This window comes from Flavobacterium sp. (assembly GCF_044361015.1).
GTDB lineage: Bacteria > Bacteroidota > Bacteroidia > Flavobacteriales > Flavobacteriaceae > Flavobacterium.
In genome coordinates this window covers 1-24,756 of sequence record NZ_JBIKJL010000029.1, presented here as the reverse complement: position 1 = coordinate 24,756, position 24,756 = coordinate 1, and the positions used below count along the sequence as shown (strand labels likewise).

The window sequence follows — 24,756 nt, the reverse complement described above, 5'->3', positions numbered from 1 at the left end:
ATAGTTTTATTAATTGAATTGTTTAATTACTAAAACTCAAAAAAAACTCCTCAAAAGAGGAGGCATTTCTTATTCGTTGTGTAAAAAAGATTGTCTGTTTAACAATGTTTCTTCACTTTCTACATGATTATCATCAGGAACACAACAATCCACGGGACAAACAGCGGCACATTGAGGTTCTTCATGGAAACCTTTACATTCGGTACACTTTCCGGGAACAATGTAATAAATATCATCTGAAATGGGGGTTTGAGCAGCATCGGCATCAACCTCCGTTCCATCCGGTAAAATTACTTTTCCCTTCAGTTTTGTTCCGTCTTTATATCTCCAATCGTCTGCCCCTTCATAGATAGCAGTATTTGGACATTCCGGCTCGCAAGCACCGCAATTAATACATTCGTCTGTTATTATGATTGCCATAGCTAATTTTTGATTTATTTTTGTGCAAAATTACAATCAATTCCATATATAAACAAGTTACAAATGTTAGAAAAAACCAAAATAAATTCTTTTGTTGCTTTAGGTTATTTTTTAAGTCAGTTTTCATTAGATTCTAACCATAGAAAACAAGAAGTTTTTAATAATGATGCCTTTTTTGATTCTTTCGAAGCATTATTAGAACTTTCGCAATCACATAATGGATGGTTTACCAAAGAACAAGTTTATTTTGCTGTCAATTCATGGGCAGAAGCTTTGACCGAAACAAATTTAAATGAATGGCTTTCACACTATGATTTTTCAAAAGCCAAACCTAAAACCGTGGGATTAATTTTGGCAGGTAACATTCCTCTTGTGGGTTTTCACGATTTTTTGTCTGTTCTGATTTCAGGACATAAAGTATTGGTTAAGACTTCCTCTAACGACCAACATTTGATTAAATTTTTTGCAAACTATTTAATTTCCGTTGATAAAGATTTAGAAGAAAGAATCACTTTTACCGATGGAAAACTCGAAAATTTTGATGCAGTCATTGCAACCGGAAGCAACAATACCGCCCGTTATTTTGATTATTATTTTAAAAACAAACCTTCCATTATTCGTAAAAACAGAAATTCCGTAGCTATTTTAACCGGGAATGAAACGCAGGAAGATTTGGTCAATTTAGGAGAAGATATTTTCCGTTATTTTGGGTTAGGATGTCGGAATGTTTCGAAAATATTTGTGCCAAAAGGATATAATTTTGACTCCTTTTTTAAGGCAATTTTTGAGTATCAAGACGTGATTCATTATGAAAAATACGCTAATAATTATGATTACAATAAGGCAGTTTTTCTGATGAGTAATTTCAAATTATTGGATAATGGATTTCTAACTTTAAAAGAAGATTCCAGTTATTCCTCCCCTATTTCCAGTGTATTTTATGAATTTTATGAAGGTTTGGAAATATTAAAAAATCGTTTAAAAAATGAAGGCGACCAAATTCAATGTATTGTGTCTGAACATTTAATAGATAACAGCATTGCTTTCGGTCAAACGCAAAAACCAAAACTTTGGGATTATGCTGACAATGTGGATACATTAAAGTTTTTAAATTCGATTTAGTAATTTTACGTAACTTTGAGAAATAAAAACAGTTATATGAAAACCAAAATACTATTAATCACCATTCTATTTTCAAGTAACTTTTTATTTGCTCAAACCAATTTAAGTGGATTTTATCCAAGCTCAACTATTTCTGGTTTACGATTCGGATCCGCAACTGCCATTCACGAAAATACAATAGTGATCTCAAGTGCTACCAGTCCGTTTCCACCTGTGACAACAGGCTATGTTTATGTTTTTAATCAAACTAATCAATCCATAACACAAGAAGCTTACTTTTATCCAAGTGATGCTTTATCAAATGATCAATTTGGAAAAGCAGTAGCTGTTTTTGAAGATTTTATTGCAGTTGGGTCACCATTACATGATGAAGGATTTTCTGATTCCGGTGCAGTTTATTTATATAAAAAAGTAAATAATAATTGGGAGTTTTTTCAAAAAATAACAGCTACAGATGCCTCTGCAAACAAACAATTTGGCTCTTTTGTAAAAATACAAGGTAATTCATTATTTGTTTCCGCACCAAATGATGCAAATTCAATAGGAATTGGCTCAGTCTATGTTTATACTTTTAACGAAACGGAATGGATATTTAATCAAAAATTAACCATAGCAAACAGTATAAAATTAGGTGAAAAAATTGAAATTGAAGGGAACTATTTAGTTGTTTCAGATAGATTAAATGAACAAAAAACCAAATATCATACTTTTATTTTTGACACAAACTGGATATACAATGATTCAACTTTAGAATTTGGAAATTTGGAAGAAAACATAAAAGATTTTTCCTTTGACGGACAAAAATTATACATAACTGCCATACAGATGAGCAGCCAGTTTTTAAATAAAGTTTACATTTTAAATCGGGTAAATAATTCTTGGGTAAATGAAAGCATATTACCAATGAATTTTGATGATTTTGTAATTGGAAAAATTGCTGTTTCCGGAAATAATATGTTGGTTGGATATGAGTTTTATTTCTTGCAATTAAGTCGAAAATTTCCAGTTTTTTATTATAAAAAAATTGAAAACGAATGGCAAATGCAAACTTACTTCTATGGTGAAGGACAATCTAACATGGATGATTATTTGGGCAATAGTATTTCGATGTTCGAATCAAATGTAGTTTTAGGTGCCTATAATGAAGGAGGTATTAATACCGGAAAAGCCTATTCGTTTAATTTAGAAAATTTAAGCATCCCTACTTTTGATAAAAATGTAATTTCTATTTATCCAAATCCAACAAATAATAGTATTACGATTGAAAACCAATCTTCAAATCAGGTCGGGCGATATGAACTTTTTTCTATCACCGGTAAATTATTATATTCCGTTTCAAAACAGTTTTCTACTCTTTCTCTAGATCACTTCCAGTCAGGAATCTATTTATTGAAAATCAGTTTTGAAAATGATTCTTATGAGACGCATAAAATTATTAAAAAGTAATTTTATTACTTATCAACTAAAACGTTATTGTTAATAACCTATAATAAAAACAACTTTTAATAATAAATCTATTCAGTGTGAATTTCTGAAATTTGCAGTTCAATATCGAAATTAAACTACACTCATGAAAAAACACAACTATAGTGCGGGTCCTTGCATTTTACCACAAGAAGTATTTGAAAAATCGGCTCAAGCGATATTAAATTTTAATAACTCCGGATTATCCATATTGGAAATTTCGCACCGTAGCAAAGATTTTGTTGCCGTGATGGATGAAGCCAGAGCCTTAGCCTTAGAATTATTAGGATTGGAAGGAAAAGGTTATCAAGCTTTGTTTTTACATGGTGGAGCCAGTTTAGAATTTTTGATGGTTCCTTATAACTTAATGAAAGTTAATGGAAAAGCTGCCTACTTAGATACCGGCACATGGGCAAATTCAGCCATTAAAGAAGCGAAAGCTTTTGGTGAAACGCTTGTTGTTGGTTCTTCAAAAGCAGAAAATTATAATCATATCCCAAAAGAAAATACCGTTCCTTCTGATGCGGATTATTTTCACTGTACATCCAATAATACCATTTTTGGTACTCAAATGAAAGAATTTCCAAATTTGAATATTCCGATGGTTTGCGATATGAGCTCGGATATTTTTTCGAGAACATTGGACTTTTCAAAATTTGATTTGATTTATGCAGGTGCTCAAAAAAATATGGGTCCTGCCGGCACAACATTAGTGGTTGTAAAGGAGGAAATACTGGGAAAAACGGGTCGAACCATTCCAAATATGTTAGATTACAAACAGCACATTGATAAAGAAAGCATGTACAACACGCCTGCTGTTTTTCCTGTGTACGCCTCTCTTTTAACTTTACAATGGTTAAAAAATCTTGGAGGAATTGCAGCTATTGAAAAAGTGAACGAAGCAAAAGCTAACTTAATCTATACCGAAATTGATCGTAATCCGCTGTTTACCGGAACAGCTGTAAAAGAATTCAGAAGTAACATGAATGCAACGTTTTTACTAAACGATGAAACCCACGCTCCTATTTTTGATTCGATGTGGAAAGCAGCCGGAATTTCAGGACTTCCGGGTCACCGTTCTGTGGGTGGTTACCGTGCCTCCATGTACAATGCATTACCTTTAGAAAGTGTGCAGGTTTTGGTAGACGTAATGAAAGAATTAGAAGTTAAAATTTAAAAGAAGTAAATATAAACGTAGTTCACAGCGACTTTGCTTCTCAGTTACTTAGAAACTCAGAACCTTAGAACCTTAGAACCTTAGAACCTAAAAAAATGAAAGTATTAGCAAATGATGGTATTTCTAAAAGTGGAATTAAAGCTCTCGAAAAAGGTGGTTTTGAAGTTATAACTACCAAAGTTGCACAAGAACAAGTGGCCAATTATATTAATACACACCAAATTAGAGTAATTTTAGTGCGTAGTGCAACGAAAGTTCGCAAAGATATTATTGATGCTTGTCCGAGTTTAAAAATCATCGGACGTGGTGGTGTTGGAATGGATAACATAGACGTAGCTTATGCTCGTGAAAAAGGAATTCACGTAATCAACACTCCTGCCTCTTCCTCAGAATCGGTAGCAGAGTTGGTTTTTGCACACTTATTTTCAGGTGTACGATTTTTGCAGGATTCAAATAGAAATATGCCGTTGGAAGGTGATACCAATTTTGACGGCCTGAAAAAAGCCTATGCAAATGGTATTGAATTACGTGGAAAAACCTTAGGAATTATTGGTTTTGGAAGAATCGGACAAGCAGTTGCTAAAATGGCATTAGGATTAGGAATGAAAGTTATTGCTTCTGATAAATATGTTGGTGAAGCTGTCATTCGCGTTGATTTCTATAATGGTCAGTTTATAAATGTTGATATTCAAACAGAACCAATGGAGGATTTATTTAAACATGCTGATTTTATTACGCTTCACGTTCCTGCTCAAGAGGGTTACGTAATTGGTCGTGATGAATTGAAGGGAATGAAAGATAATGTTGGAATCATTAATGCCGCTCGTGGCGGAGTGATTGATGAAGTAGCTTTAATCGAAGCATTAGATGAAGGAAAAGTTTTATTTGCCGGATTAGACGTATTTGAAAATGAACCAACTCCGGAAATTAAAATATTAATGCATCCAAAAATATCATTAACTCCTCACATCGGAGCCGCTACAGAAGAAGCTCAAGACAGAATTGGAACCGAATTAGCTGAACAGATTATAAGCTTATTAAAAACTGAAAAATAATATTGTTTTCAATGAATTATTATCTATTTTTGATTGAAACTATAAAATAAAAAATATGTTCGATCAATTAAATCAATTAGTCCAACAGTTTGGAAATGATGCGGTTGTTAAAAACAATGCAATTCCAAATGAATTGAATGAAGAAGTTATGAATGAAACAGGTAGTTCTCTACTATCTGGTTTACAAAAAATTGCATCTGAAGGCAATTTGGAACAATTAGCCAGCTTATTTCAAGGAAATAATGCCGGTTCAACGTCAAATCCGGCTGTAAAAAAATTAGTTAATCAAGTATCAGGTAATTTAGAACAGAAATTTGGAATCGATTCTAATGCTTCAAACGGTGTGGCATCAAACATGATTCCAAAAGTTTTAGAATCTTTGGTTGGAAAAGCAAAAGACCCCAATGTAAAAGGATTTGAAGTTTCCGATTTAGTCAATGCAATTTCAGGTGGTTCGGGAAATTCAGGTTTAATGGATGCAATTACTAAATATGGCGGTCAGTTTGGATTAGACCAAAATAAAGACGGTAAAGTCGACCTTCAAGATGCAATCACAGCTGTAAATACAAAAAGTAGTGGATTAGGTGGATTTTTAAGTAAATTTTTTAAATAGTAATCAGTACTTAATCAAAAACCGTCTCTATTGAGGTGGTTTTTTTGTTAAATCAATACTATAATGTCTAATATTTTTTTTTCTTATCTTTATGAAATGAAAAAATGGTTTATTTTAATTTCTCTAAACTATATTATTTGCTCTTGCAGTGGCTCAAAAAACGGCATGGCTTCAACTGAAAATAATCCTACCGTTAATGATACTATTCGAATTGTTAATGATGAATTAGAATATGAAATTATAATCATTGAACCCGGTTTTAATTCTTGGTTATTGGCTACAGCAAAACCCCGAAATTATTATGACCAATCCTACTTAGAAAATAGAAATCGGATTTGGGTTGTAAATTATAATCAACGAGTTTTTGATCATAATCGATATGACCCAATGCTCTATGAGATGCAAATTGATTACCAAAATAATATTAACTATGGCTATGAAGTAAATTATATTCTTTATAACTATTTCGTTTATTTTCAACAAAAATATAAGCAAAAATTAGGAGGATTTGAACCTAGACTTTAATCGATGGAAAAATTAAAAGAACGCTGGGGAATTACGTCTAATTTTCAATTAGTTATAATTTTTATAGTGTTCGCAATAACAGGTTCCCTATCTGCCTATTTGTCCAAACCATTTACCAATTACATTGGATTAACAGAGGAGAATTTGGGTGGATTTTTTCTCCCCATTCGTTTACTTGCCATTTTTCCAATTTATCAGGTTTTATTGGTACTCCTTGGATTCTTGTTTGGACAATTTACCTTCTTTTGGTGGTTTGAAAAAAAGATGCTTCGCGGCATGAAATTAGGGTTTATTGCAGATTGGTTTGAAGGGAAAAGGGACTAAGGTTCTAAGGTTCTAAGGTTAAATTAAAAAAATAGCTTCACGTTTGTGAAGCTATTTTTTTAGTTCTTTTTTATTAGATAAGTATAAATCCAAGTTAATGTAAATGTTGGTATAAAATCGAATCCGGGTAATAGTTCCTCGATAAACAAAATAATTCCGCCCACTGCTCCTACATTACCTTTGTACATTTTCAATAAGATTAAACTGGCTATCGGAGCCCAAATTACATCTGAAATAGGACCTAAAAAAGGCACTAAATACGACAACATTCCAATTCCGTCAAATAGTAAACCCAGCCATAAATCTCTGGATTTATTATTTGGTTCAATCTTTTTAATTATTTCTGACATTTGTGCTTTTTAAAAAATTAAAAAACAAATGTAATGCCAAATTACTTATCTTGTTTCAATAAATTAAAAAAGTCGTTACGATTTTCTTTATAATTAAAAATTCCACCATATTGAATAGTAGATGTAAAGCTAGAACTGTCTTTGATTCCTCGACTGGATACACATAAATGCTCTGCTTCCATTACCACAATAACATCTTCAGTATTTAAAACTGATTTTAATTCATTAAAAATTTGCATAATCAACCGTTCCTGAACTTGTGGTCGTCTAGCATAATAATCCACAATTCGATTCAACTTCGATAAACCTATTACATTTCCGTTAGAAACATAACCAATATGTGCTTTACCAATTATGGGTAGAAAATGATGCTCGCAAGTTGAATTAAAACTAATATTAGCTTCCACTAACATTTTATCATAGTTATAACTATTTTCAAAAACAGATATTTTAGGCTTATTCGCCGGATTTAACCCACTGAAGATTTCCTGAATAAACATTTTTGCCACTCGATGCGGGGTACCTCTAAGGCTGTCATCTGTCATATCGAGTCCCATTTCTTCCATAATAATGTGAAAATGCTTTTCAATAGTTGCCATTTTTTCAACATCCGATTTAACAAATGCATCAGGTCTCAAAGGAGTTTCGGCGGATGTCATATGATGTTCATCTCCTAAAAGTTCAAATAATTCTTTTTCTATTAAGGTATTCATAGCTTTATATTTTTTTAGTGTTGGAAGTACATTTAAGATTTTATCTTTTAAAAATTACTTTTTAGTTTTTGTTTATAATTTTTTTTCAATTTTTCAATTTTTGGTGTGATAACATAACTACAATACGATTGTGTTTTATTTAAATTATAATAATTTTGATGATAATCTTCAGCCATAAAAAATTCTGAAGCAGGACTCACTCTTGTTACAATTGGATTTTTAAACGTTTTTTCAGTAGTCATTAATGCAATATAATCTTGGATAAGTTGCTTCTGAATGTCTGTATAATAAAACACTTCACTTCGGTATTGAGTGCCCTCATCATTCCCTTGACGATTTAACGTGGTTGGATCGTGTGTGGCAAAAAATATTTCCAACAATTCCCCGTAAGAAATTATTTTCGGATTAAAAGTAATTTGAATCGCTTCGGCATGACCAGTTGAACCATTACAAACTTCTTTATACGTTGGATTTTGAACAGTTCCGCCAATGTAACCCGGCAATACTTTATCAACACCCTTTAATTCTAAAAATATGGCTTCTGTGCACCAAAAACATCCACCGGCAAAAGTGGCAATTTCCATTTCGTTTGTCATTTTAATTTTAATTGGTTCTTTAACTTGACTATAATTTGATTTCTTATCTTGTGATTGACATGAAATAGTTGTAAAAGTAATGAGCACAAAGAATAACTTTTTCATAATTGATTTTTTGTTTAACAAATATAAGATAAAATTAAACAGTTTTGGTAATGTTAACTTAAATTTATTATTTATACAACGATAAATAGAAATGATAGGTTCAATAATCCTTAAAATCTTTGTTACTTTGTGAAAACTATCTGATATGATTCAAGCAAAAAGCATTCATAAAAAATTCGACCAACTTCATGTTTTGAAAGGAGTAGATTTAGTTGTGAATAAAGGTGAAATTGTTTCAATTGTTGGAGCTTCAGGTGCTGGTAAAACTACATTGTTACAAATAATAGGAACGTTAGAAAAACCAACACCACAAGCTGGAACAGAGCTAATCATTGATGGACAATCTGTTTTAGAAATGAATGACAAAGAATTATCTAAGTTTAGAAATTTAAAACTTGGGTTTATTTTTCAATTTCATCAATTACTGCCGGAATTTACGGCATTGGAAAATGTTTGTATTCCAGCTTACATCGCAGGAAAAAGTAAAACTGAAGCTGAAGCTGAAGCAAAAAAACTATTAGCATACCTAGGTTTATCAAATCGCATGGATCACAAACCCGGTGAACTTTCCGGTGGAGAACAACAACGTGTAGCAGTAGCCAGAGCATTAATTAATAAACCGGCTGTTATTTTTGCTGATGAACCTTCCGGAAATTTAGATACCGCTTCAGCAGAAAACTTACATGAATTATTTTTTAAATTAAGAAATGAATTCGGTCAAACTTTTGTAATTGTAACCCACAATGAAACCTTAGCAAATATGGCTGACCGAAAATTAGTTATGGTAGATGGCTTATTTGAAAAAAATGCAGGTTGGGTTGATTTAACCAATTTGAACCCAATCAAAGGTTAATTCATGACAAAAAACGAACTGAAAGAATTTCTAGATGAAAAAGTTGTTTTATACAACCATCCGAACTTCATTGAAAGTGACCCAATTCAAATTCCTCATCGGTACCAATTAAAAGAAGATATTGAAATATCAGGATTTCTTTCTGCTACAATTTCTTGGGGAAACCGGAAAATGATAATCAAAAATGGGCTGAAGTTAATGGATTTGTTGGGAAATTCGCCCTATGATTTTATCATGAATCATTCTGATAATCAATTGGAAACAGTTAACAATTTTGTACATCGTACATTTAACGGAATCGATTGTGTAACTTTTATTAAAGGGTTAAAAAATATTTATGAAAATCATTCCGGATTAGAAGCCGTTTTTGCAAAAAATCAGCAAAATGATTCCTTACAATTAAGTATTTCGGAATTCAAAAAAACCTTTTTTGAAATTGAACATTTAAATAGAACGCAAAAACATATTTCTGATCCCTTGAATAATTCAGCCGCAAAACGCATCAATATGTATTTACGTTGGATGGTTCGTAAAGATAAAGTAAGTGTAGATTTAGGTATTTGGAAATCAATTCCACCCAGTAAATTATCATGTCCACTCGATGTCCATTCTGGAAATGTTGCAAGGAAATTAGGACTGCTCCATCGAAAACAAAATGATGGAAAAGCACTTTTTGAATTGGATACTCAGTTGCGAATTTTAGATTCAAAAGATCCTGTAAAATATGATTTTGCCTTGTTTGGTCTTGGAGTATTTGAAGGTTTTTAAAATCAACGAGGCAAATTTGATTCGCTAACCTAATTCTTGCTATTCAAAGTTTTAAAAAATATCTTTATTTCAACAAAAAACTGTAATTTGGTCTTATTCAATATATTTAATTTAATTCAATTCTATTCCTCCCTCATGAAATTCACTTTGGCAGAATCCGTTACAAGAGAATTGTTTCCTAAAAATAAATGGTTGATAGGATACATTTTGCTTTTTTTTATGCTTTGGGTATCCACTTTTATAGGAACTTCAGATTATAATAATTGGTGGATTGAAAACACATTGACCATTTTATCTCTTTTATTTTTAGCCCTAACCTATAAAAAATATGTCTTTAGCGATTTGTCGTATTTATTCATTTTCATTTTCTTATGCCTACATGTATATGGATCAAAATACACTTATGCAGAAAATCCATTAGGCTATTGGTTACAAGACATTTTTAATACTGAACGCAATCACTATGATCGAATAGTACATTTTGGATTTGGTTTCTTACTAACTTATCCTTTTCAGGAATTATTTAGACATTGGTTAAAATTGCCTAAAACAATATCTTGGATGCTGCCAATAGAATTGTCAATTTCTATAGGAGCTTTGTATGAAATAATAGAATGGGCAGTGGCCGACATCTTTTTCAAAGCTCAAGGACATGCTTATCTAGGCACACAAGGGGATGTTTGGGATGCTCAAAAAGACATTTTTTTAGCATTTGTCGGAGCAATTTTGGCAACTATAACTATTAGACTTTTTAAAAAATTAAATTAAAAGTAAAAGACAGACAATCATTTTCTTCTAAATCCATCAATTCTATTCTTCCTTCAAAAATGCGTACCTTTGCAAAAACTATGTATTTATGAGCACTTTTTTGGATTTTGACCTACCCAAATCATTACAAAAAGCATTGGATGAAATGGGCTTTTTAATCCCTACGCCTATTCAAATAAAATCGATGCCGGTTATTTTATCCGGTTGTGATATGATGGGAATTGCTCAAACCGGAACAGGTAAAACATTTGCTTATTTACTTCCTATTTTAAAACAATGGAAATTCCAAAATACACACACACCACGGGTTTTAATTTTAGTTCCAACCCGTGAATTGGTAGTGCAAGTTGCTGAAGAAGTTGTTAAATTGACAAAACACATGTCAGTTAGAACACTTGGCGTATATGGTGGTGTAAATATTAATACCCAAAAAACTGCTGTTTATCAAGGTGTTGACATTTTAGTAGGAACACCCGGTCGAGTGATGGATTTAGCTTTGGACAATGTGATTCGTTTTGATGAAATTCAAAAATTAATTATAGATGAATTTGATGAAATGTTGAATTTAGGTTTTCGATTTCAAGTGACTTCCGTTTTAACGATGTTGAAAATCAAAAGACAAAACATTCTATTTTCGGCAACAATGACAGACGAAGTAGATGACATGTTAGACGAATATTTTGATTTTCCTATTGAAGTTTCTTTAGCTCCATCCGGAACTCCATTGGAACAGATTTCTCAACTCGGATACAAAGTACCTAATTTTTTAACTAAAATTAATTTGCTGAAAAAACTTTTGCACACAGACGAAAGTATGTCAAGGCTTTTAATTTTTATTAATAATAAAAAAACGGCCGATTTAGTTGCCGCTTCCTTAGAAGAAGATTTTCCTGATCAATTCGGATTAATTCATTCCAATAAATCACAAAATTATCGTTTGAATACCATGGCTTCCTTTCAAGCAGGAGAAATCAGAGGAATTGTAACCACAGATGTAATGGCTCGTGGTTTAGACATTTCAGATATAACACATGTAGTAAATATGGAATTTCCGGAGGTTCCTGTTCAATACATGCATCGCATCGGACGTACAGGTCGTGCCGATAAAACCGGTACTGCCTTAAGTTTTGTGAGTCCGAGAGAAGAAGAAATTCAAATTGAAGCTGAAATTTTAATGGAAAAAGAAATTCAGTTTTTAGCATTACCCAATATAGAAATCGAGGAAAAAATACTCGAATTCGAAAAAGAGAAAAGAAAAATGAAAGTGCTTCTGAAACGGCCAAAAAAAGAGGGTGGTGAAGCATTTCATGAAAAGAAAGACAAAAACAAAAAGGTTAATTTAGGTGGGCCTGGGAAACGTACTCCCAGAAAAACAGAATCCAGAAATCGTGGTGTAGAGAAGAAAAGAGATGCTAAAAGAAAGAAAAAATAGAATAAATAAGTAGGTGAAGTATTCTAAAAACTTAATTCTAGAGACCTCAATATAATTCTTTTGTACTATTAAAATATAAAAACTATCTTTGAAAAACTTTCATTAAATGCAGTTTAAATATCCTGAAATTCTGTATTTCCTATTTTTATTGGTTTTACCAATTTTGGTTCATTTATTCCAACTTCGTCGTTTTAAAAAGGAATATTTCACCAATGTAAAATTTCTTAAAGAACTTTCTATACAAACGCGTAAAAGTTCACAACTTAAGAAATGGTTTCTGTTACTTACCCGTTTATTTTTATTAACAGCTTTGATTTTTGCCTTTGCACAACCTTTTTTCAAAGCGAAAGATAGTAAAGGAGTAAATAATGAACTTTATATCATTCTTGATAATTCCTTTAGTATGCAAGCCAAAGGAAAACAAGGAGAACTGCTCAAACGTTCTGTACAGGAATTATTAGAAAATATCCCGGAGAACAAAACGTTTTCATTGTTAACCAACGATGCTATTTATTGGAATACTGATATCAAATCAATACAGAATGAATTGATGAATTTGAATTATAGTGTCAATTCGTTTCAATTAGATCAAAGCTTAACTAAAATTAAATCGAGAAAAACACCTTATAATAAAGATTTAGTCATCATAACCGATGCAATTAATTTACAGGAGAATCAACTGAAACCAATTGATAAAACGCATTTTCCTTTCTTTATTATTCCAAATTCAGAACAAAAAAATAATGTTTCTGTTGATAGTGTGTATTTACACCAAACATTAGATAATTTTTACGAAATAGGTGTAAAAATAAAATCTTATGGAAAATCGGACATGGAAATTCCGGTTGCATTGTATAATCAAAAACAATTGATTGCTAAAACACAAATTACAGTTGATCAACTTGATAGAGAACTTTTCTTCACTATTCCAAAAGCAGATTTTAATGGTTATGTATATTTAGATGATTCAGGATTGGTTTATGACAATTACTATTATTTTAGCATTTCTAAACCTGAAAAAACAAATATTTTAGCGATTGGTCAAGTAGAAAAAAATCAATTTCTAACAAAAATATTTACTGAAAATGAATTTATATTTTCTCAATTTGAATTAAAATTATTAGACTATAATCTACTTGAAAAACAAGATGTTGTCATTTTAAATGAGCTTAAAGAAATTCCACAAGCGTTACAAACCACGTTAAAATCATTTTATGAAAAAGGTGGAAACTTGATTTTTATTCCATCTTCAGAAACTAGCATTTCTAATTCAAACCTTTTTTTAAGAAATTTTGGTGCTATTTCGATGAATAATTCAATACAAAAGGAGAAATTAATTACGGGCATTTCGTTCGCTCACCCATTATATTCTGGTGTTTTTGAAAAAAAAGTGGAGAATTTTCAATATCCTAAAACGGTTTCCGGTTTTGGACTAATAAGCACTTATCCTGCAATTTTAAGTTATGAAGACCAAAGTCCGTTTTTAACTGCTCTTTCAACCGCTTTGAGTTCTGTTTATGTATTTTCAGCCCCAATCCATAAAGACAATTCAAATTTTAAAAACTCACCATTGATAGTGCCAACATTTTATAATATGGCACTGCAAAGTGCAAAAACAGGCATAAATGCGTTACCAATAGGAACTTCAACTCCGGTTACTGTTGACCAACTTTTATCAAAAGATGAGATTATTTCAGTAATTTCGGTAACAGATGAAAAAGCGGAAAAATTTATACCACAACAACAAATAGTAAACAATAAAGTTAAACTCTCGTTTGTTGAAAGCCCTACAATTGCTGGAAATTACAATGCTTTTAAAGATAATTCCATTTTAAAAAATATTAGTTTTAATTATCCTCGAACTGAAAGTGATTTAAGTTTAGATAATTCAAATTTGGTTGAAAAATATGAAAACGGTAATTCAATGGAAACCGTTTTTAATAACCTACAAACTAATCGAATAGATAATGCTGTTTGGAAATGGTTTGTGTGGTTAACTTTATTATTTTTGGTCTTGGAAGTACTCATTCAAAAATTTGTGAAATGAACCTAATCATACGCAACGCAACAATAATTGATCAGAATAGTCCATATCATAATCAAACTATTGATTTAAAGCTGTCTGGCTCAAGTATACTCAAAATTGGGAAGAATCTTGAAAAAGCATCTGATTTTGAGGAAATAAGTTTTGAAAATTTACATGTTTCCCCAGGTTGGTTTGATACCTCTGTTTCCCTAGGAGAACCTGGATTTGAAGAGCGGGAAACAATTGCAAATGGGTTATCGGTAGCAGCAAAAAGTGGATTTACTGCCATTGCTTTGCAACCAAATACTTTGCCGATTCTAGATAATCAAGCTCAAATTAGATTTGTCAAAGAGAAAGCAAAAGAAAATGCTGTCGATTTATTTCCCATTGGAGCTTTCACAAAGAATGCAGAAGGCATAGATTTAGCCGAATTGTTTGACATGAAAAATGCTGGAGCCATTGCCTTTGGCGATTATGGAAAGAATATTTCAAATGCTAATTTGTTAAAAATAGGATTGCAATATGTTCAGGATTTTGACGGATTATTAATTGCCTTTTCGCAAGATGAAAAAATAAAAGGAAGTGGAGTTGTTCACGAAGGAATTGTTTCTACCCGATTGGGCCTGAAAGGAATCCCAACTTTAGCGGAAGAATTAATGGTTGCCAGAAATTTGTTTTTATTGGAATATACCGGTGGAAAAATGCACATTCCAACGATATCTACTTCAAAATCGGTTGATTTAATTCGTGAAGCAAAAGCAAAAGGATTGAACATAACGGCTAGTGTAGCAATACATCATTTAGTTTTAACCGATGAAAAATTGGATAGTTTTGATACCCGATTTAAAGTCAATCCGCCTCTTCGTGATGATTTTAATCGTACAGCTTTAATACAAGGTGTCTTAGACGGAACAATCGACATGATTACATGCGATCATAATCCAATTGATATAGAACATAAAAAAATGGAGTTTGATATGGCTAAAAACGGAACAGTTGGGTTAGAAAGTGCTTTCGGAGCATTACAAATTGTTTTGCCTACAGACGTGATTGTTTCAAAATTGACTGCGGGAAAAGCTATTTTTGGATTAAATAACAATTCGATAAAAGAAGGTGAAGTCGCAAATTTATCTTTCTTTAACCCAAATGGAAATTGGATTTTTACTAAAGAAAATGTACTTTCCAAATCAAAAAACACTGCCTTTTTAGGACAGGAAATGAAAGGAAAAGTATATGGAATTTATAATAACGGAAAATTAGTAATAAGATAATATGGAACAAAATAAAAATGCTGCAATCGTTGCATACCTTACCATTATTGGTGCTGTAGTTGCAATTTTCATGAATAGTGAATCAAAAAGTACCTTTGCCAGTTTTCATATTCGTCAAGCGTTGGGAATTTTTATTACTTTTTTTGCTCTAGGATACCTTATTGGCTATTTTGATAGCTGGATGATTTCATCAGCTTTTTATCTTTTCTTTTTTATACTTTGGATTTATGGATTTATGGGAGCTTTAAATGGTCAACAGAAAAGCATTCCTTTATTGGGTGAATTTTACCAAAAACTATTTAAAAATCTCTAATTATGTCATTACATTATTTGGTTCGTGAACCAAAAATTATTCAAGAAAAAAATCCTCTTCTATTATTATTACACGGTTACGGTAGCAATGAAGCAGATTTGTTCTCCTTTGCTTCTGAACTTCCGGAAGAATATTTTGTAATTTCTGCTCAGGCTCCTTATGACATGCAATTTGGAAGCTTTGCTTGGTATGAAATTAATTTTGATGCAGATGTAAACAAGTTTTCAGATTTAAATCAAGCTCGTCAATCTCGTGATATGATTGCTAATTTTATTGATGAATTACTAGCAAAATATCCTATAGACTCAACTAAAGTTAGCTTGATTGGTTTTAGTCAAGGCTCCATTTTAAGTTATGCCGTAGCACTCTCCTATCCTACTAAAATTGCAAAAGTAGTTGCGATGAGTGGTTATTTGAACTTAGACATGGCTATTGAAGGTTTTGAAAAAAATGATATATCAGGATTAAAAATATTTGCTTCCCATGGAACTGTAGACCAAGTTATTCCGGTAGAATGGGCTAGAAAAACACCTCAATTATTGGAAAATTTTGGAATTGATGTTGTATATAAAGAATATCCAATTGGTCACGGAGTTTCGCCTCAAAATTTCTTTGATTTCAGAAAATGGTTGGCAGAAAATAAATAAACTAATTTTCTATTTTATCGCTTCCGGTAACTTTGGGACCAAATTCACCATCTCCGGTGAATTTAATTTCTTCTCCTTTTTTAAGAATAAATCCTTTCCAGGGAATCAATTGCCAATCTTGATATTTCCATGGCTGCCCTTCAGTTTTGCGAATAAAAAGATTTGATTTTTCAGTATTGGGAAAAAATATTTCTGCTTCATTTCCGCCTTCTTTACTAAAAACAACATAGGCATTTAAAGTTTCATCCTCATTAGTTTGATTAGCATGCGGATATAAAATAATGGCAGATTGATAGATTTTAACACATTCTTTATTTAGTTGAGACCAAACATAACCCGCAGATGTCAAGCAACCGTTGGCATCTTTATCTGAATTTTCAACGGTATCGATAAACGTTTGTTTTTTGACTAATTCAGGTTCGATTTCCTGATTAATTTTTTTACAGGAAACTAAATTGAATACCACAAAAAGTAAAAGCAAACTGTTTTTCATATCTACAAATTAATAAAGAAAGTTAAAGATACAAAACATTATTTCTTGACATATAAAGTAGATTGAATAATTTTAAAAGTCAATTGCTCATCTTCCTCAATGAGGTACTGCAATAAAACCTCTCCCCAAAGATCACCATTGCTGAAATCAGCAATAATCCAACGGTGATTTATAACTTTAATTTTATTGATTATGAATTTTTGGTCTCCTATTTTTCCATATTCAACTAAAGGATTTCCTTCCGGATTATCATTTAACTCCATCAAATTTTGTTCAATTTTTGAAATTAATTTTGGGATGGAGTAATCTTCTAAATAGTTTTGTGCATTATCATTATTCAAAAGTGTAAAATAATTAGCTTCAAAAACTTGATTATTTAACGACTGAATGCTGTCATTCATTTTAACTTTAAGTTTTTCAAATCGCTCCGCTTCAAATTTTACTTTTTTACTATAATACATATAAGTAAAAATCATCATTAAAAAGGAGACAATAAATAAATAGAGAAATAAAGACTTTTTCATTATTAAATTATAATTTCAAGGTTATCATAAGCTAAATAAACGTTCGATGTTAATTTTTGTTGCACTTCTTCATGAAATCCTAATAAGTGGCTAATATGTGTTAAATAAGCCTTTTTAGGATTAACCAAAGTTATAAAATCTAAAGCTTCCTGCAAATTAAAATGGGTTTCATGAGGTTCCTCACGCAAGGCATTGACTACTAAAACTTCTAGGTTTTTTAATTTTTCCAACTCACTTGATTCTATAGTTTTAACATCTGTTAAATAAGCAAAAGAATCTATTCGGTAACCAAAAACCTGAAGCGAGCCATGCATTACTTGAATTGGAATAACATTTTTTTGACCGATTTTAAAAGTATTATTTTTTATTACTTCATTTATGGCTACAGATGGAGCTCCCGGATATTTACTTTCAGTTTCAAAAATGTAATCAAATCGTTTTTTCAAATTGGCAATTACACGTTTATGAGCATAAATTGGAATATCCCCTTGTTTGAAAAAAAAAGGCCTAATGTCATCTAAACCTGCAGTATGATCAGCGTGTTCGTGAGTAAACAAAATAGCATCTATTTTTTGACATCGACAGGTTAACATTTGCTGTCTGAAATCCGGACCACAATCAATCACTATTGAGCTTTTTTCATCATGAATCCAAACAGAAACCCGAAGGCGTTTATCTTTAACATCCTTACTCTTACAAACAGAATGATTGCTTCCAATAACTGGAATACCCTGAGATGTGCCGGTACCTAAAAAATAAATCCTCAAGACGTTAAATTTTCACAAAAATAGCATTATTAATCTTTTATTACGGTATGATATTTGTTAACTTTGCAATGTATTACTAAGGAAATATGGAAAAATATGCTATGGAAATAAAATTAAAGGGTGATAAGGCGATTGAGCAGATTCCTTCAATCAAAGATAAAGCTCTGCGAATCAATTTGAATGAAAACATATACGGAACCTTTGCCGAAATTGGTGCTGGACAAGAAACTGTTCGACATTTCTTTAGATCTGGTGGTTCATCAGGAACAATTGCAAAAGCGATGTCTGCCTATGACAAAGACTTTAGCGACTCCATTTATGGTGTTGAAAAAGACGGTCGTTATGTAACAGAAAGTCGTTTAAAAAAAATGTTACATCACGAAGTAAACTTAATTGAAAAACGATTGGATCGCGTGAAGCATCCCAATAAAATGTTTTTCAGTTATGCCAATACAGTGGCTACTATTGATTTTGCAAAACAATTCAAAGGACATGGTTGGGTAGGTATTAAATACCAAATTGAACCGGATGAAGATTATAATGAAATTATATTACACATTCGTTTTAAAGAAACAGATGCCCGTTTACAACAAGAAACATTAGGGATTTTAGGAGTAAATCTTATTTATGGTGCTTTTTATAAATACAATGACCCAAAAAAATTGCTTCGTTATTTATATGACCACTTAGATAAAGACCAATTAGAGATTGATACCATTAACTTTTCTGGACCACGTTTTGCTAATGTAGATAATCGTTTAATGAGTTTACAATTAGTTAAAAACGGAATGACAGATGCCGTAATGTTTGGCCCGGATGGAACTAATATTTTACCGGCTTCCATTTTATACAAAAAAAATATTCTTGCTTTACGAGGGAGTTTTCGTCCCGTTACGAGCGTGAATATGGACATGTATGAAAAATCACTTGAAATGTTTTTGAATGAAAGTAAAGTTGATGCTGATAATACGTTGGTAATTTTTGAAATCACTCTTTCAAACTTAAGATCAGAAGGTGAAATAGACGAACGCGACTTCATGGACAGAGCAGAATTATTATGTTCATTAGGACAATATGTAATGATTTCAAACTTCCAGGAGTATTATCGAGTAGTGGAATATTTCTCAAGCTATACAAAAGCCAGGATGGGATTAGCTATGGGGGTTAACAATTTGGTAGATATTTTTGACGAAAAATATTACCGCCATTTAAGCGGAGGAATTTTAGAAGCCTTTGGAAAATTATTCTATCGTGACCTTAAGGTATTTTTATATCCAATGAAAAATGAGAATGGCACAGTCATGAACTCTGAAAATTTGAAAGTACATCCACGAATGAAAGAATTGTATAAATTCTTTAAATTCAACGGAAAAGTTGTTGATATTGAGGATTTTAATCACAATAATTTAGAAATTTATTCTCGCCGTGTATTAAAAATGATTACAAAAGGCACACCTGGTTGGGAAGATATGCTACCAAAAGGAGTTGCAGAAATCATAAAAAGAGACAACTTATTCGGTTATGATCCCAAAAAAATCATAGTTGAACAAACAAAATAAATTAATTAGAAAACTAAAAAGTCGAATGTAAAAATCACATTCGACTTTTTTTTATCCCAAAATTTGATTTGCATGGGCTTTCGTTTTTACTTCAGAAATAACTTCCTCAATTATTCCATTTTCATCAATTACAAAAGTGGTTCGATGAATTCCATCATATTCTTTTCCCATAAATTTTTTAGGACCCCAAACTCCAAAAGCTTGGATAACCGATTTATCTTCATCAGCAATTAAAGGGAAGGGAAATTCAAATTTATTCTTAAAATTTAATTGTGCTTTAGCATTATCCGCACTTACACCAAGAAGAGCATAATTGTTTGCTTCAAAACGGGCAAAATTATCTCTCAAATCACATGCTTCAGCCGTGCAACCTGGTGTGTTTGCTTTTGGATAAAAGAAAACCACTAATTTTTTTCCTTTGTAATCGGTCAAGGAATGGGTGTTTCCGTCTTGGTCTTTTGCAGAAAAATTGGGTGCTTTGTAACCTTTTTCTAATGTTGTCATATTTTTGATATTTTTATTTTTATATAATTTGATTCTACTTTTAACTACTGCTCCCCTGCCCCAGATTGCAGTGGAAAGCTTTTATTGAAGAAAGCTAGTTTTTGTAAGGCTAAAAAAGCGACCAAAGGAAGCTCTTTTTGGACTTAACAAAAACAGCTTTGTGAAATAAAACTTGTAACGGAAAGCTGGATTAGGCATATAAAAATTAATAGTATAAATTTACAATCATAAAATTACGAAAATGACGAAGAAAGACCGTGCAACATTTGTTATAAATACGTTAAATGAGTTATATCCATCGATTCCGGTGCCGTTGGATCACAAAGATCCGTATACTTTGTTGATTGCAGTGTTGCTTTCTGCTCAATGTACGGATGTTAGGGTGAATCAAATTACGCCACTTTTGTTTGCCAAAGCAGATAATCCGTATGATATGGTGAAATTGAGTGTGGAAGAAATTAAGGAAATTATTCGTCCGTGTGGGCTTTCACCGATGAAATCGAAGGGAATTTATGGTTTGTCTGAAATTTTGATTGATAAGCACAATGGCGAAGTTCCGCAAAGTTTTAAATCTTTGGAAGCTTTACCGGCTGTGGGACATAAAACAGCAAGTGTAGTCATGAGTCAAGCTTTTGGAATACCCGCATTTCCGGTGGATACGCACATTCACCGACTCATGTATCGCTGGAACTTAACAAATGGGAAGAATGTAGTACAAACTGAAAAAGACGCTAAATCCATTTTTCCAAAAGAATTATGGAACGATTTACACCTTCAAATCATTTGGTACGGACGAGAATATTCGCCGGCAAGAGGTTGGAGTTTGGAAAAAGATATTATAACAAAATCTATTGGCCGAAAATCTATTTTAAAAGAAATCGAAAAAAAAACATCCCGACTATAATCGGGATGTTCCTTTTAATTAGCGATGGTTTCAAAAGTCATGTTTCCTATCTTAACAATGCTCAGTGCTTTGGAATAATCAATCAAAAAACGTATCGTTTCTTTTTTAGGTAACATCTTTGGAGTCGCTAATTTTTTACTAGTGTAAAGTTTTGCCATATAAAAAATATTTGTTTTCTTATACAACGACAACTCCAATAAAATTATTGTTTAATTGGTTAAAATAATTTGATTTTTTTCAATTACTTTTCTCAAATTCATTAAAGCATAACGCATCCTTCCTAAAGCAGTATTAATGCTAACTCCTGTTGATTCAGCAATTTCTTTAAAACTCATATCTTGATACATTCGCATAACCAACACTTCTTTTTGGTCTGCCGGCAATTCGTCTAATAAACGTCTTAAATCATCTTCCACTTGGTCAGTTATCATTCTTCCTTCCACATTCATAGAATTATCTGTCATGTATGAAAAAATTGAATATTCTTCAGTTTCACGATGCATTGGCATTTTTTTATTGCGTCTGAAATGATCAACTACAAGATTATGTGCGATTCGCATCACCCAAGGCAAAAATTTTCCTTCTTCGTTATAAGAATTTGATTTCAAGGTTTTAATTACCTTAATGAAAGTATCTTGAAAAACATCGTCAGTTATAGCGCGGTCTGCAATTTTAGAATAAATAAATCCATAAATTTTAGATTGATGTCTTTCAATAAGAATAGCCAATGCTTTTTCGTCACCAGCAATGTAATTCTTAACCAATAATGCGTCGGAGAGGTTAACAGTAGCCATAATAATACCTTTTAGAGTTCGTGTTTTGAGTAAATTTTTTCTAAAAAAGTATTTTTATACTATAGGCTATTGTTAATTTAAAATTAATTATATCCCAAATTTAAAACAATTTTAATTTAACAAACAAATATTAACTGAAATTTTAACACTCAAAATATAATAAATGCGGAAAACCGCAAATAATCATTCTATTTTTATAGAAAAAATAGCTTTCTGCCGTTGTTTTAATTCATCTTTCAAATCACTATCTTTGCGATTCTTTGAAATTTACTATGAAACCAGAAGAATTTGCGTTACTTGAGCCTAAAAAAAATATCCTGATAAAAGGAGCACAACTACACAATCTAAAAAACATTGATGTAGCTATTCCTCGTAATCAATTGGTTGTTATTACTGGGCTTTCAGGTTCGGGCAAATCAAGTTTAGCTTTTGACACATTATATGCTGAAGGTCAACGCCGTTATGTAGAAAGTCTTTCCTCCTATGCCCGACAATTTTTAGGTAGATTGGATAAACCAAAAGTAGAATACATCAAAGGAATTGCTCCTGCTATTGCCATTGAACAAAAAGTAAACACCACAAATGCTCGTTCTACCGTTGGAACTTCAACGGAAATTTATGATTATTTAAAATTACTCTTTGCCCGAATTGGTAAAACATTCTCTCCCATTTCTGGAAACGAAGTAAAAAAACATACCGTAACTGATGTTGTGAAAACAATTTCCACTTTCGAACTAGATAGTAAATGGCTTCTCCTCGCTCCTATTCATTTAGAAACCGGAAGACAATTAGAAGACAAACTGAAAGTTTTATTACAACAGGGTTTTATTAGAGTTTTAGTGGAAAATGAAACCGTTCGTTTAGATGAATTGGAACAGCATACATTGGATAATAAAGATATTCTTTTGATTATTGACCGAATAGTGGTTAAAAGCGATGAAGAATTTTTAAACCGATTAGCCGATGCCGCTCAAACTGCTTTATATGAAGGAAAAGGTGACTGCTTCTTGCAAGAAGTTTTAACCGGAAATAGAATTGGATTCAGCACTAATTTTCAATTAGATGGGTTAACTTTTTTAGAACCCAATATTCATTTATTCAGTTTCAATAATCCTTACGGAGCCTGTCCAAGTTGCGAAGGGTATGGCAATGTAATTGGTATTGATGAAGAATTAGTAATTCCGAATACTGCTTTGTCTATTTATGAAAATGCTATTTTTCCTTGGCGAGGTGAAAGCATGGGTTGGTATCGCGACCAATTAGTAAACAACGCTTATAAATTTGATTTTCCTATTCACAAACCATTTTATCAATTGAGTGAAGATCAAAAACAGTTGATTTGGAACGGAAACAGCTTTTTTACAGGTTTAAATGATTTTTTTCATGAGCTGGAAGAAAAAAATTATAAAATCCAAAATCGCGTTATGCTGTCTCGATACCGTGGTAAAACAAAATGTTCTACCTGCAAAGGCAAAAGGTTACGAAAAGAAGCAAACTATATCAAAGTAGGAAATAAAACAATCTCTGATTTAGTAGATTTGCCAATTAAAAACCTAATTTCTTACTTTACAGAATTACAACTTTCAGAATATGATTTAAAAGTTGCTAAAAGATTACTGGTAGAAATAAACAGCCGATTATCCTTTTTACAAAAAGTAGGATTAGATTACCTCACCTTAAACAGAAACTCTGCTTCGCTTTCAGGAGGTGAATCACAACGTATCAATTTAGCCACTTCGCTAGGAAGCAGTTTGGTTGGCTCGATGTATATTTTAGACGAACCTAGTATTGGCTTACATCCAAAAGACACAGAGCGATTAATTGACGTTTTGAAAAATCTTCGAAATCTGGGAAATACAGTAATAGTGGTTGAGCACGACGAAGACATCATGAAAGCTGCCGACCGAATAATTGATATTGGGCCAGAAGCCGGAACGCTTGGTGGATATTTAGTTGCTGAAGGTAATTTTAATGAAATTCTAAAAGCTGATTCCCTTACTGCTAAGTATTTAAACGGCGAATTAGAAATTGAAATTCCTAAAAAACGGCGAAAATTTAAAAATCATATTGAAGTCATTGGTGCCCGTGAAAATAATTTAAAAAATATCGATGTCACTTTTCCATTAGATTGTTTAACCTTAATTACCGGGGTTTCAGGTAGTGGAAAAAGCACATTGGTGAAAAAAATATTGTTTCCTGCTTTACAGAAAAAATTGGAAGGCGTGAGTGACAAAGCAGGACAATTTACTGAACTACGTGGAAATTTTTTACATATCAAACACATAGAATATGTAGATCAAAACCCAATCGGCCGAAGTTCCCGTTCTAATCCTGTTACTTATATCAAAGCCTATGACGATATAAGGGATTTATTTACTAAACAAAAGCTCTCTAAAATAAGAGGCTATTTACCTAAACATTTTTCATTTAATGTTGATGGAGGACGTTGTGAAACCTGCAAAGGTGATGGCGAAGTAACCATTGAAATGCAATTCATGGCCGATGTTCATTTAGAGTGTGAAACCTGTGGTGGAAAACGTTTCAAAAAAGAAATTCTGGAAGTTCAATTTGAAGGCAAAAACATCGACAACATATTAACCATGACCATTGACGATGCCTTAGCTTTTTTTAAAGAACAAAATCAGGCTAAAATTGTTCAAAAATTGCAA

28 protein-coding genes are annotated in these 24,756 nt (G+C 32.0%); 18 read left to right on the top strand and 10 right to left on the bottom strand.

The genetic code is table 11. The annotated features are described in order from the left end of the window. Positions 1 to 69 precede the first annotated feature (69 nt). On the bottom strand, positions 70 to 420 hold the full coding sequence (locus ACIQ2Z_RS08435) for a 4Fe-4S dicluster domain-containing protein (protein WP_396175583.1): 351 nt from the start codon (positions 418 to 420) through the stop codon (positions 70 to 72). 63 nt (positions 421 to 483) lie between these two features. Here ACIQ2Z_RS08435 and ACIQ2Z_RS08430 point away from each other — a divergent pair, with 63 nt between their 5' ends. The 7 genes from ACIQ2Z_RS08430 to ACIQ2Z_RS08400 all read left to right on the top strand — a co-directional run bounded on the left by ACIQ2Z_RS08430 (position 484) and on the right by ACIQ2Z_RS08400 (position 6,700). Then, entirely contained in the window at positions 484 to 1,542 is a 1,059-nt protein-coding gene (locus ACIQ2Z_RS08430) for an acyl-CoA reductase (RefSeq protein WP_396183700.1), read from the top strand. Positions 1,543 to 1,578: 36 nt separating this feature from the next. Continuing rightward, entirely contained in the window at positions 1,579 to 2,988 is a 1,410-nt protein-coding gene (locus tag ACIQ2Z_RS08425; RefSeq protein ID WP_396183699.1) for a T9SS type A sorting domain-containing protein, read from the top strand. 124 nt (positions 2,989 to 3,112) lie between these two features. After that, positions 3,113 to 4,183, top strand: a complete 1,071-nt coding sequence (gene serC / locus ACIQ2Z_RS08420) for a 3-phosphoserine/phosphohydroxythreonine transaminase (RefSeq protein ID WP_396183698.1) — start codon at positions 3,113 to 3,115, stop codon at positions 4,181 to 4,183. A gap of 95 nt (positions 4,184 to 4,278) precedes the next feature. After that, positions 4,279 to 5,238, top strand: coding sequence for a D-2-hydroxyacid dehydrogenase (locus tag ACIQ2Z_RS08415; RefSeq protein ID WP_396183697.1), 960 nt, complete (start codon positions 4,279 to 4,281; stop codon positions 5,236 to 5,238). 55 nt (positions 5,239 to 5,293) lie between these two features. Then, a complete protein-coding gene (locus ACIQ2Z_RS08410; RefSeq protein ID WP_396183696.1) occupies positions 5,294 to 5,851 on the top strand; it encodes a hypothetical protein in 558 nt (185 codons plus the stop codon). Positions 5,852 to 5,914: 63 nt separating this feature from the next. Then, positions 5,915 to 6,376 (top strand): DUF6146 family protein, encoded by a 462-nt coding sequence (locus tag ACIQ2Z_RS08405; protein ID WP_396183695.1) that lies wholly within the window; start codon positions 5,915 to 5,917, stop codon positions 6,374 to 6,376. Between the two features lie 3 nt (positions 6,377 to 6,379). Continuing rightward, positions 6,380 to 6,700 carry a DUF6787 family protein gene (locus ACIQ2Z_RS08400; protein ID WP_396183694.1) on the top strand — a complete coding sequence of 107 codons (321 nt, stop codon included), beginning with the start codon at positions 6,380 to 6,382 and terminating at the stop codon, positions 6,698 to 6,700. A gap of 59 nt (positions 6,701 to 6,759) precedes the next feature. Here ACIQ2Z_RS08400 and ACIQ2Z_RS08395 read toward each other — a convergent pair whose 3' ends face one another. From ACIQ2Z_RS08395 to msrA, 3 genes are read right to left on the bottom strand one after another with little or no spacing between them, the layout of a single operon-like run. Next, entirely contained in the window at positions 6,760 to 7,050 is a 291-nt protein-coding gene (locus tag ACIQ2Z_RS08395) for a hypothetical protein (protein ID WP_396183693.1), read from the bottom strand. A 41-nt stretch (positions 7,051 to 7,091) separates the two neighbouring features. Next, positions 7,092 to 7,763 carry a GTP cyclohydrolase I FolE gene (gene folE / locus ACIQ2Z_RS08390; protein WP_396183692.1) on the bottom strand — a complete coding sequence of 224 codons (672 nt, stop codon included), beginning with the start codon at positions 7,761 to 7,763 and terminating at the stop codon, positions 7,092 to 7,094. Positions 7,764 to 7,810: 47 nt separating this feature from the next. After that, entirely contained in the window at positions 7,811 to 8,347 is a 537-nt protein-coding gene (gene msrA, locus ACIQ2Z_RS08385) for a peptide-methionine (S)-S-oxide reductase MsrA (protein WP_396183707.1), read from the bottom strand. A 262-nt stretch (positions 8,348 to 8,609) separates the two neighbouring features. On the opposite strand from msrA, the gene ACIQ2Z_RS08380 reads away from it, so the two are divergent. From ACIQ2Z_RS08380 to ACIQ2Z_RS08345, 8 genes are all read left to right on the top strand, one after another. Then, positions 8,610 to 9,317 carry an ABC transporter ATP-binding protein gene (locus ACIQ2Z_RS08380; RefSeq protein WP_396183691.1) on the top strand — a complete coding sequence of 236 codons (708 nt, stop codon included), beginning with the start codon at positions 8,610 to 8,612 and terminating at the stop codon, positions 9,315 to 9,317. A gap of 3 nt (positions 9,318 to 9,320) precedes the next feature. Continuing rightward, entirely contained in the window at positions 9,321 to 10,085 is a 765-nt protein-coding gene (locus tag ACIQ2Z_RS08375) for a TIGR02757 family protein (RefSeq protein ID WP_396183690.1), read from the top strand. 135 nt (positions 10,086 to 10,220) lie between these two features. Next, entirely contained in the window at positions 10,221 to 10,853 is a 633-nt protein-coding gene (locus ACIQ2Z_RS08370; protein WP_396183689.1) for a DUF2238 domain-containing protein, read from the top strand. An 88-nt stretch (positions 10,854 to 10,941) separates the two neighbouring features. After that, the gene (locus tag ACIQ2Z_RS08365) at positions 10,942 to 12,285 is read left to right on the top strand and encodes a DEAD/DEAH box helicase (protein ID WP_396183688.1); all 1,344 of its coding nucleotides are present in this window, start codon (positions 10,942 to 10,944) and stop codon (positions 12,283 to 12,285) included. A gap of 106 nt (positions 12,286 to 12,391) precedes the next feature. Beyond that, entirely contained in the window at positions 12,392 to 14,332 is a 1,941-nt protein-coding gene (locus ACIQ2Z_RS08360; protein ID WP_396183687.1) for a BatA and WFA domain-containing protein, read from the top strand. Further along, entirely contained in the window at positions 14,329 to 15,582 is a 1,254-nt protein-coding gene (locus ACIQ2Z_RS08355; protein WP_396183686.1) for a dihydroorotase family protein, read from the top strand. Before ACIQ2Z_RS08360 ends, ACIQ2Z_RS08355 begins: the two co-directional genes overlap by 4 nt. A 1-nt stretch (position 15,583) precedes the next feature. Continuing rightward, positions 15,584 to 15,895 (top strand): DUF4870 domain-containing protein, encoded by a 312-nt coding sequence (locus ACIQ2Z_RS08350; RefSeq protein WP_396183685.1) that lies wholly within the window; start codon positions 15,584 to 15,586, stop codon positions 15,893 to 15,895. Between the two features lie 2 nt (positions 15,896 to 15,897). Then, complete coding sequence (locus tag ACIQ2Z_RS08345) at positions 15,898 to 16,542, top strand: alpha/beta hydrolase (protein ID WP_396183684.1); 645 nt, start codon at positions 15,898 to 15,900, stop codon at positions 16,540 to 16,542. 1 nt (position 16,543) lies between these two features. On the opposite strand, the gene ACIQ2Z_RS08340 is transcribed toward ACIQ2Z_RS08345, so the two are convergent. From ACIQ2Z_RS08340 to ACIQ2Z_RS08330, 3 genes are read right to left on the bottom strand one after another with little or no spacing between them, the layout of a single operon-like run. Further along, entirely contained in the window at positions 16,544 to 17,035 is a 492-nt protein-coding gene (locus ACIQ2Z_RS08340; protein WP_396183683.1) for a hypothetical protein, read from the bottom strand. A gap of 38 nt (positions 17,036 to 17,073) precedes the next feature. Next, entirely contained in the window at positions 17,074 to 17,559 is a 486-nt protein-coding gene (locus ACIQ2Z_RS08335) for a hypothetical protein (protein WP_396183682.1), read from the bottom strand. A gap of 2 nt (positions 17,560 to 17,561) precedes the next feature. Beyond that, positions 17,562 to 18,326, bottom strand: a complete 765-nt coding sequence (locus tag ACIQ2Z_RS08330) for an MBL fold metallo-hydrolase (protein ID WP_396183681.1) — start codon at positions 18,324 to 18,326, stop codon at positions 17,562 to 17,564. A 101-nt stretch (positions 18,327 to 18,427) separates the two neighbouring features. Here ACIQ2Z_RS08330 and ACIQ2Z_RS08325 point away from each other — a divergent pair, with 101 nt between their 5' ends. Further along, entirely contained in the window at positions 18,428 to 19,885 is a 1,458-nt protein-coding gene (locus ACIQ2Z_RS08325; protein WP_396183680.1) for a TonB-dependent receptor, read from the top strand. Positions 19,886 to 19,936: 51 nt separating this feature from the next. Here ACIQ2Z_RS08325 and bcp read toward each other — a convergent pair whose 3' ends face one another. After that, the gene (bcp, locus tag ACIQ2Z_RS08320) at positions 19,937 to 20,389 is read right to left on the bottom strand and encodes a thioredoxin-dependent thiol peroxidase (protein ID WP_396183679.1); all 453 of its coding nucleotides are present in this window, start codon (positions 20,387 to 20,389) and stop codon (positions 19,937 to 19,939) included. A 241-nt stretch (positions 20,390 to 20,630) separates the two neighbouring features. Here bcp and nth point away from each other — a divergent pair, with 241 nt between their 5' ends. Then, the gene (nth, locus tag ACIQ2Z_RS08315) at positions 20,631 to 21,293 is read left to right on the top strand and encodes an endonuclease III domain-containing protein (RefSeq protein ID WP_396183678.1); all 663 of its coding nucleotides are present in this window, start codon (positions 20,631 to 20,633) and stop codon (positions 21,291 to 21,293) included. A gap of 14 nt (positions 21,294 to 21,307) precedes the next feature. On the opposite strand, the gene ACIQ2Z_RS08310 is transcribed toward nth, so the two are convergent. Continuing rightward, positions 21,308 to 21,451 (bottom strand): hypothetical protein, encoded by a 144-nt coding sequence (locus ACIQ2Z_RS08310; RefSeq protein WP_396183677.1) that lies wholly within the window; start codon positions 21,449 to 21,451, stop codon positions 21,308 to 21,310. Positions 21,452 to 21,502: 51 nt separating this feature from the next. Continuing rightward, positions 21,503 to 22,087 (bottom strand): RNA polymerase sigma factor, encoded by a 585-nt coding sequence (locus tag ACIQ2Z_RS08305; RefSeq protein ID WP_396183676.1) that lies wholly within the window; start codon positions 22,085 to 22,087, stop codon positions 21,503 to 21,505. 272 nt (positions 22,088 to 22,359) lie between these two features. On the opposite strand from ACIQ2Z_RS08305, the gene uvrA reads away from it, so the two are divergent. Beyond that, the coding region (gene uvrA, locus ACIQ2Z_RS08300) for an excinuclease ABC subunit UvrA (RefSeq protein ID WP_396183675.1) at positions 22,360 to 24,756 on the top strand (2,397 nt) is incomplete at its 3' end.

Excerpts from the sequence above, each read along its gene's own strand:
- ACIQ2Z_RS08435 (WP_396175583.1), bottom strand. The coding sequence starts at position 420 with ATGGCAATCATAATAACAGACGAATGTATTAATTGCGGTGCTTGCGAG.
- ACIQ2Z_RS08430 (WP_396183700.1), top strand. The coding sequence starts at position 484 with ATGTTAGAAAAAACCAAAATAAATTCTTTTGTTGCTTTAGGTTATTTT.
- ACIQ2Z_RS08425 (WP_396183699.1), top strand. The coding sequence starts at position 1,579 with ATGAAAACCAAAATACTATTAATCACCATTCTATTTTCAAGTAACTTT.
- serC (WP_396183698.1), top strand. The coding sequence starts at position 3,113 with ATGAAAAAACACAACTATAGTGCGGGTCCTTGCATTTTACCACAAGAA.
- ACIQ2Z_RS08415 (WP_396183697.1), top strand. The coding sequence starts at position 4,279 with ATGAAAGTATTAGCAAATGATGGTATTTCTAAAAGTGGAATTAAAGCT.
- ACIQ2Z_RS08410 (WP_396183696.1), top strand. The coding sequence starts at position 5,294 with ATGTTCGATCAATTAAATCAATTAGTCCAACAGTTTGGAAATGATGCG.
- ACIQ2Z_RS08405 (WP_396183695.1), top strand. The coding sequence starts at position 5,915 with ATGTCTAATATTTTTTTTTCTTATCTTTATGAAATGAAAAAATGGTTT.
- ACIQ2Z_RS08400 (WP_396183694.1), top strand. The coding sequence starts at position 6,380 with ATGGAAAAATTAAAAGAACGCTGGGGAATTACGTCTAATTTTCAATTA.
- ACIQ2Z_RS08395 (WP_396183693.1), bottom strand. The coding sequence starts at position 7,050 with ATGTCAGAAATAATTAAAAAGATTGAACCAAATAATAAATCCAGAGAT.
- folE (WP_396183692.1), bottom strand. The coding sequence starts at position 7,763 with ATGAATACCTTAATAGAAAAAGAATTATTTGAACTTTTAGGAGATGAA.
- msrA (WP_396183707.1), bottom strand. The coding sequence starts at position 8,347 with ATGGAAATTGCCACTTTTGCCGGTGGATGTTTTTGGTGCACAGAAGCC.
- ACIQ2Z_RS08380 (WP_396183691.1), top strand. The coding sequence starts at position 8,610 with ATGATTCAAGCAAAAAGCATTCATAAAAAATTCGACCAACTTCATGTT.
- ACIQ2Z_RS08375 (WP_396183690.1), top strand. The coding sequence starts at position 9,321 with ATGACAAAAAACGAACTGAAAGAATTTCTAGATGAAAAAGTTGTTTTA.
- ACIQ2Z_RS08370 (WP_396183689.1), top strand. The coding sequence starts at position 10,221 with ATGAAATTCACTTTGGCAGAATCCGTTACAAGAGAATTGTTTCCTAAA.
- ACIQ2Z_RS08365 (WP_396183688.1), top strand. The coding sequence starts at position 10,942 with ATGAGCACTTTTTTGGATTTTGACCTACCCAAATCATTACAAAAAGCA.
- ACIQ2Z_RS08360 (WP_396183687.1), top strand. The coding sequence starts at position 12,392 with ATGCAGTTTAAATATCCTGAAATTCTGTATTTCCTATTTTTATTGGTT.
- ACIQ2Z_RS08355 (WP_396183686.1), top strand. The coding sequence starts at position 14,329 with ATGAACCTAATCATACGCAACGCAACAATAATTGATCAGAATAGTCCA.
- ACIQ2Z_RS08350 (WP_396183685.1), top strand. The coding sequence starts at position 15,584 with ATGGAACAAAATAAAAATGCTGCAATCGTTGCATACCTTACCATTATT.
- ACIQ2Z_RS08345 (WP_396183684.1), top strand. The coding sequence starts at position 15,898 with ATGTCATTACATTATTTGGTTCGTGAACCAAAAATTATTCAAGAAAAA.
- ACIQ2Z_RS08340 (WP_396183683.1), bottom strand. The coding sequence starts at position 17,035 with ATGAAAAACAGTTTGCTTTTACTTTTTGTGGTATTCAATTTAGTTTCC.
- ACIQ2Z_RS08335 (WP_396183682.1), bottom strand. The coding sequence starts at position 17,559 with ATGAAAAAGTCTTTATTTCTCTATTTATTTATTGTCTCCTTTTTAATG.
- ACIQ2Z_RS08325 (WP_396183680.1), top strand. The coding sequence starts at position 18,428 with ATGGAAATAAAATTAAAGGGTGATAAGGCGATTGAGCAGATTCCTTCA.
- bcp (WP_396183679.1), bottom strand. The coding sequence starts at position 20,389 with ATGACAACATTAGAAAAAGGTTACAAAGCACCCAATTTTTCTGCAAAA.
- nth (WP_396183678.1), top strand. The coding sequence starts at position 20,631 with ATGACGAAGAAAGACCGTGCAACATTTGTTATAAATACGTTAAATGAG.
- ACIQ2Z_RS08310 (WP_396183677.1), bottom strand. The coding sequence starts at position 21,451 with ATGGCAAAACTTTACACTAGTAAAAAATTAGCGACTCCAAAGATGTTA.
- ACIQ2Z_RS08305 (WP_396183676.1), bottom strand. The coding sequence starts at position 22,087 with ATGGCTACTGTTAACCTCTCCGACGCATTATTGGTTAAGAATTACATT.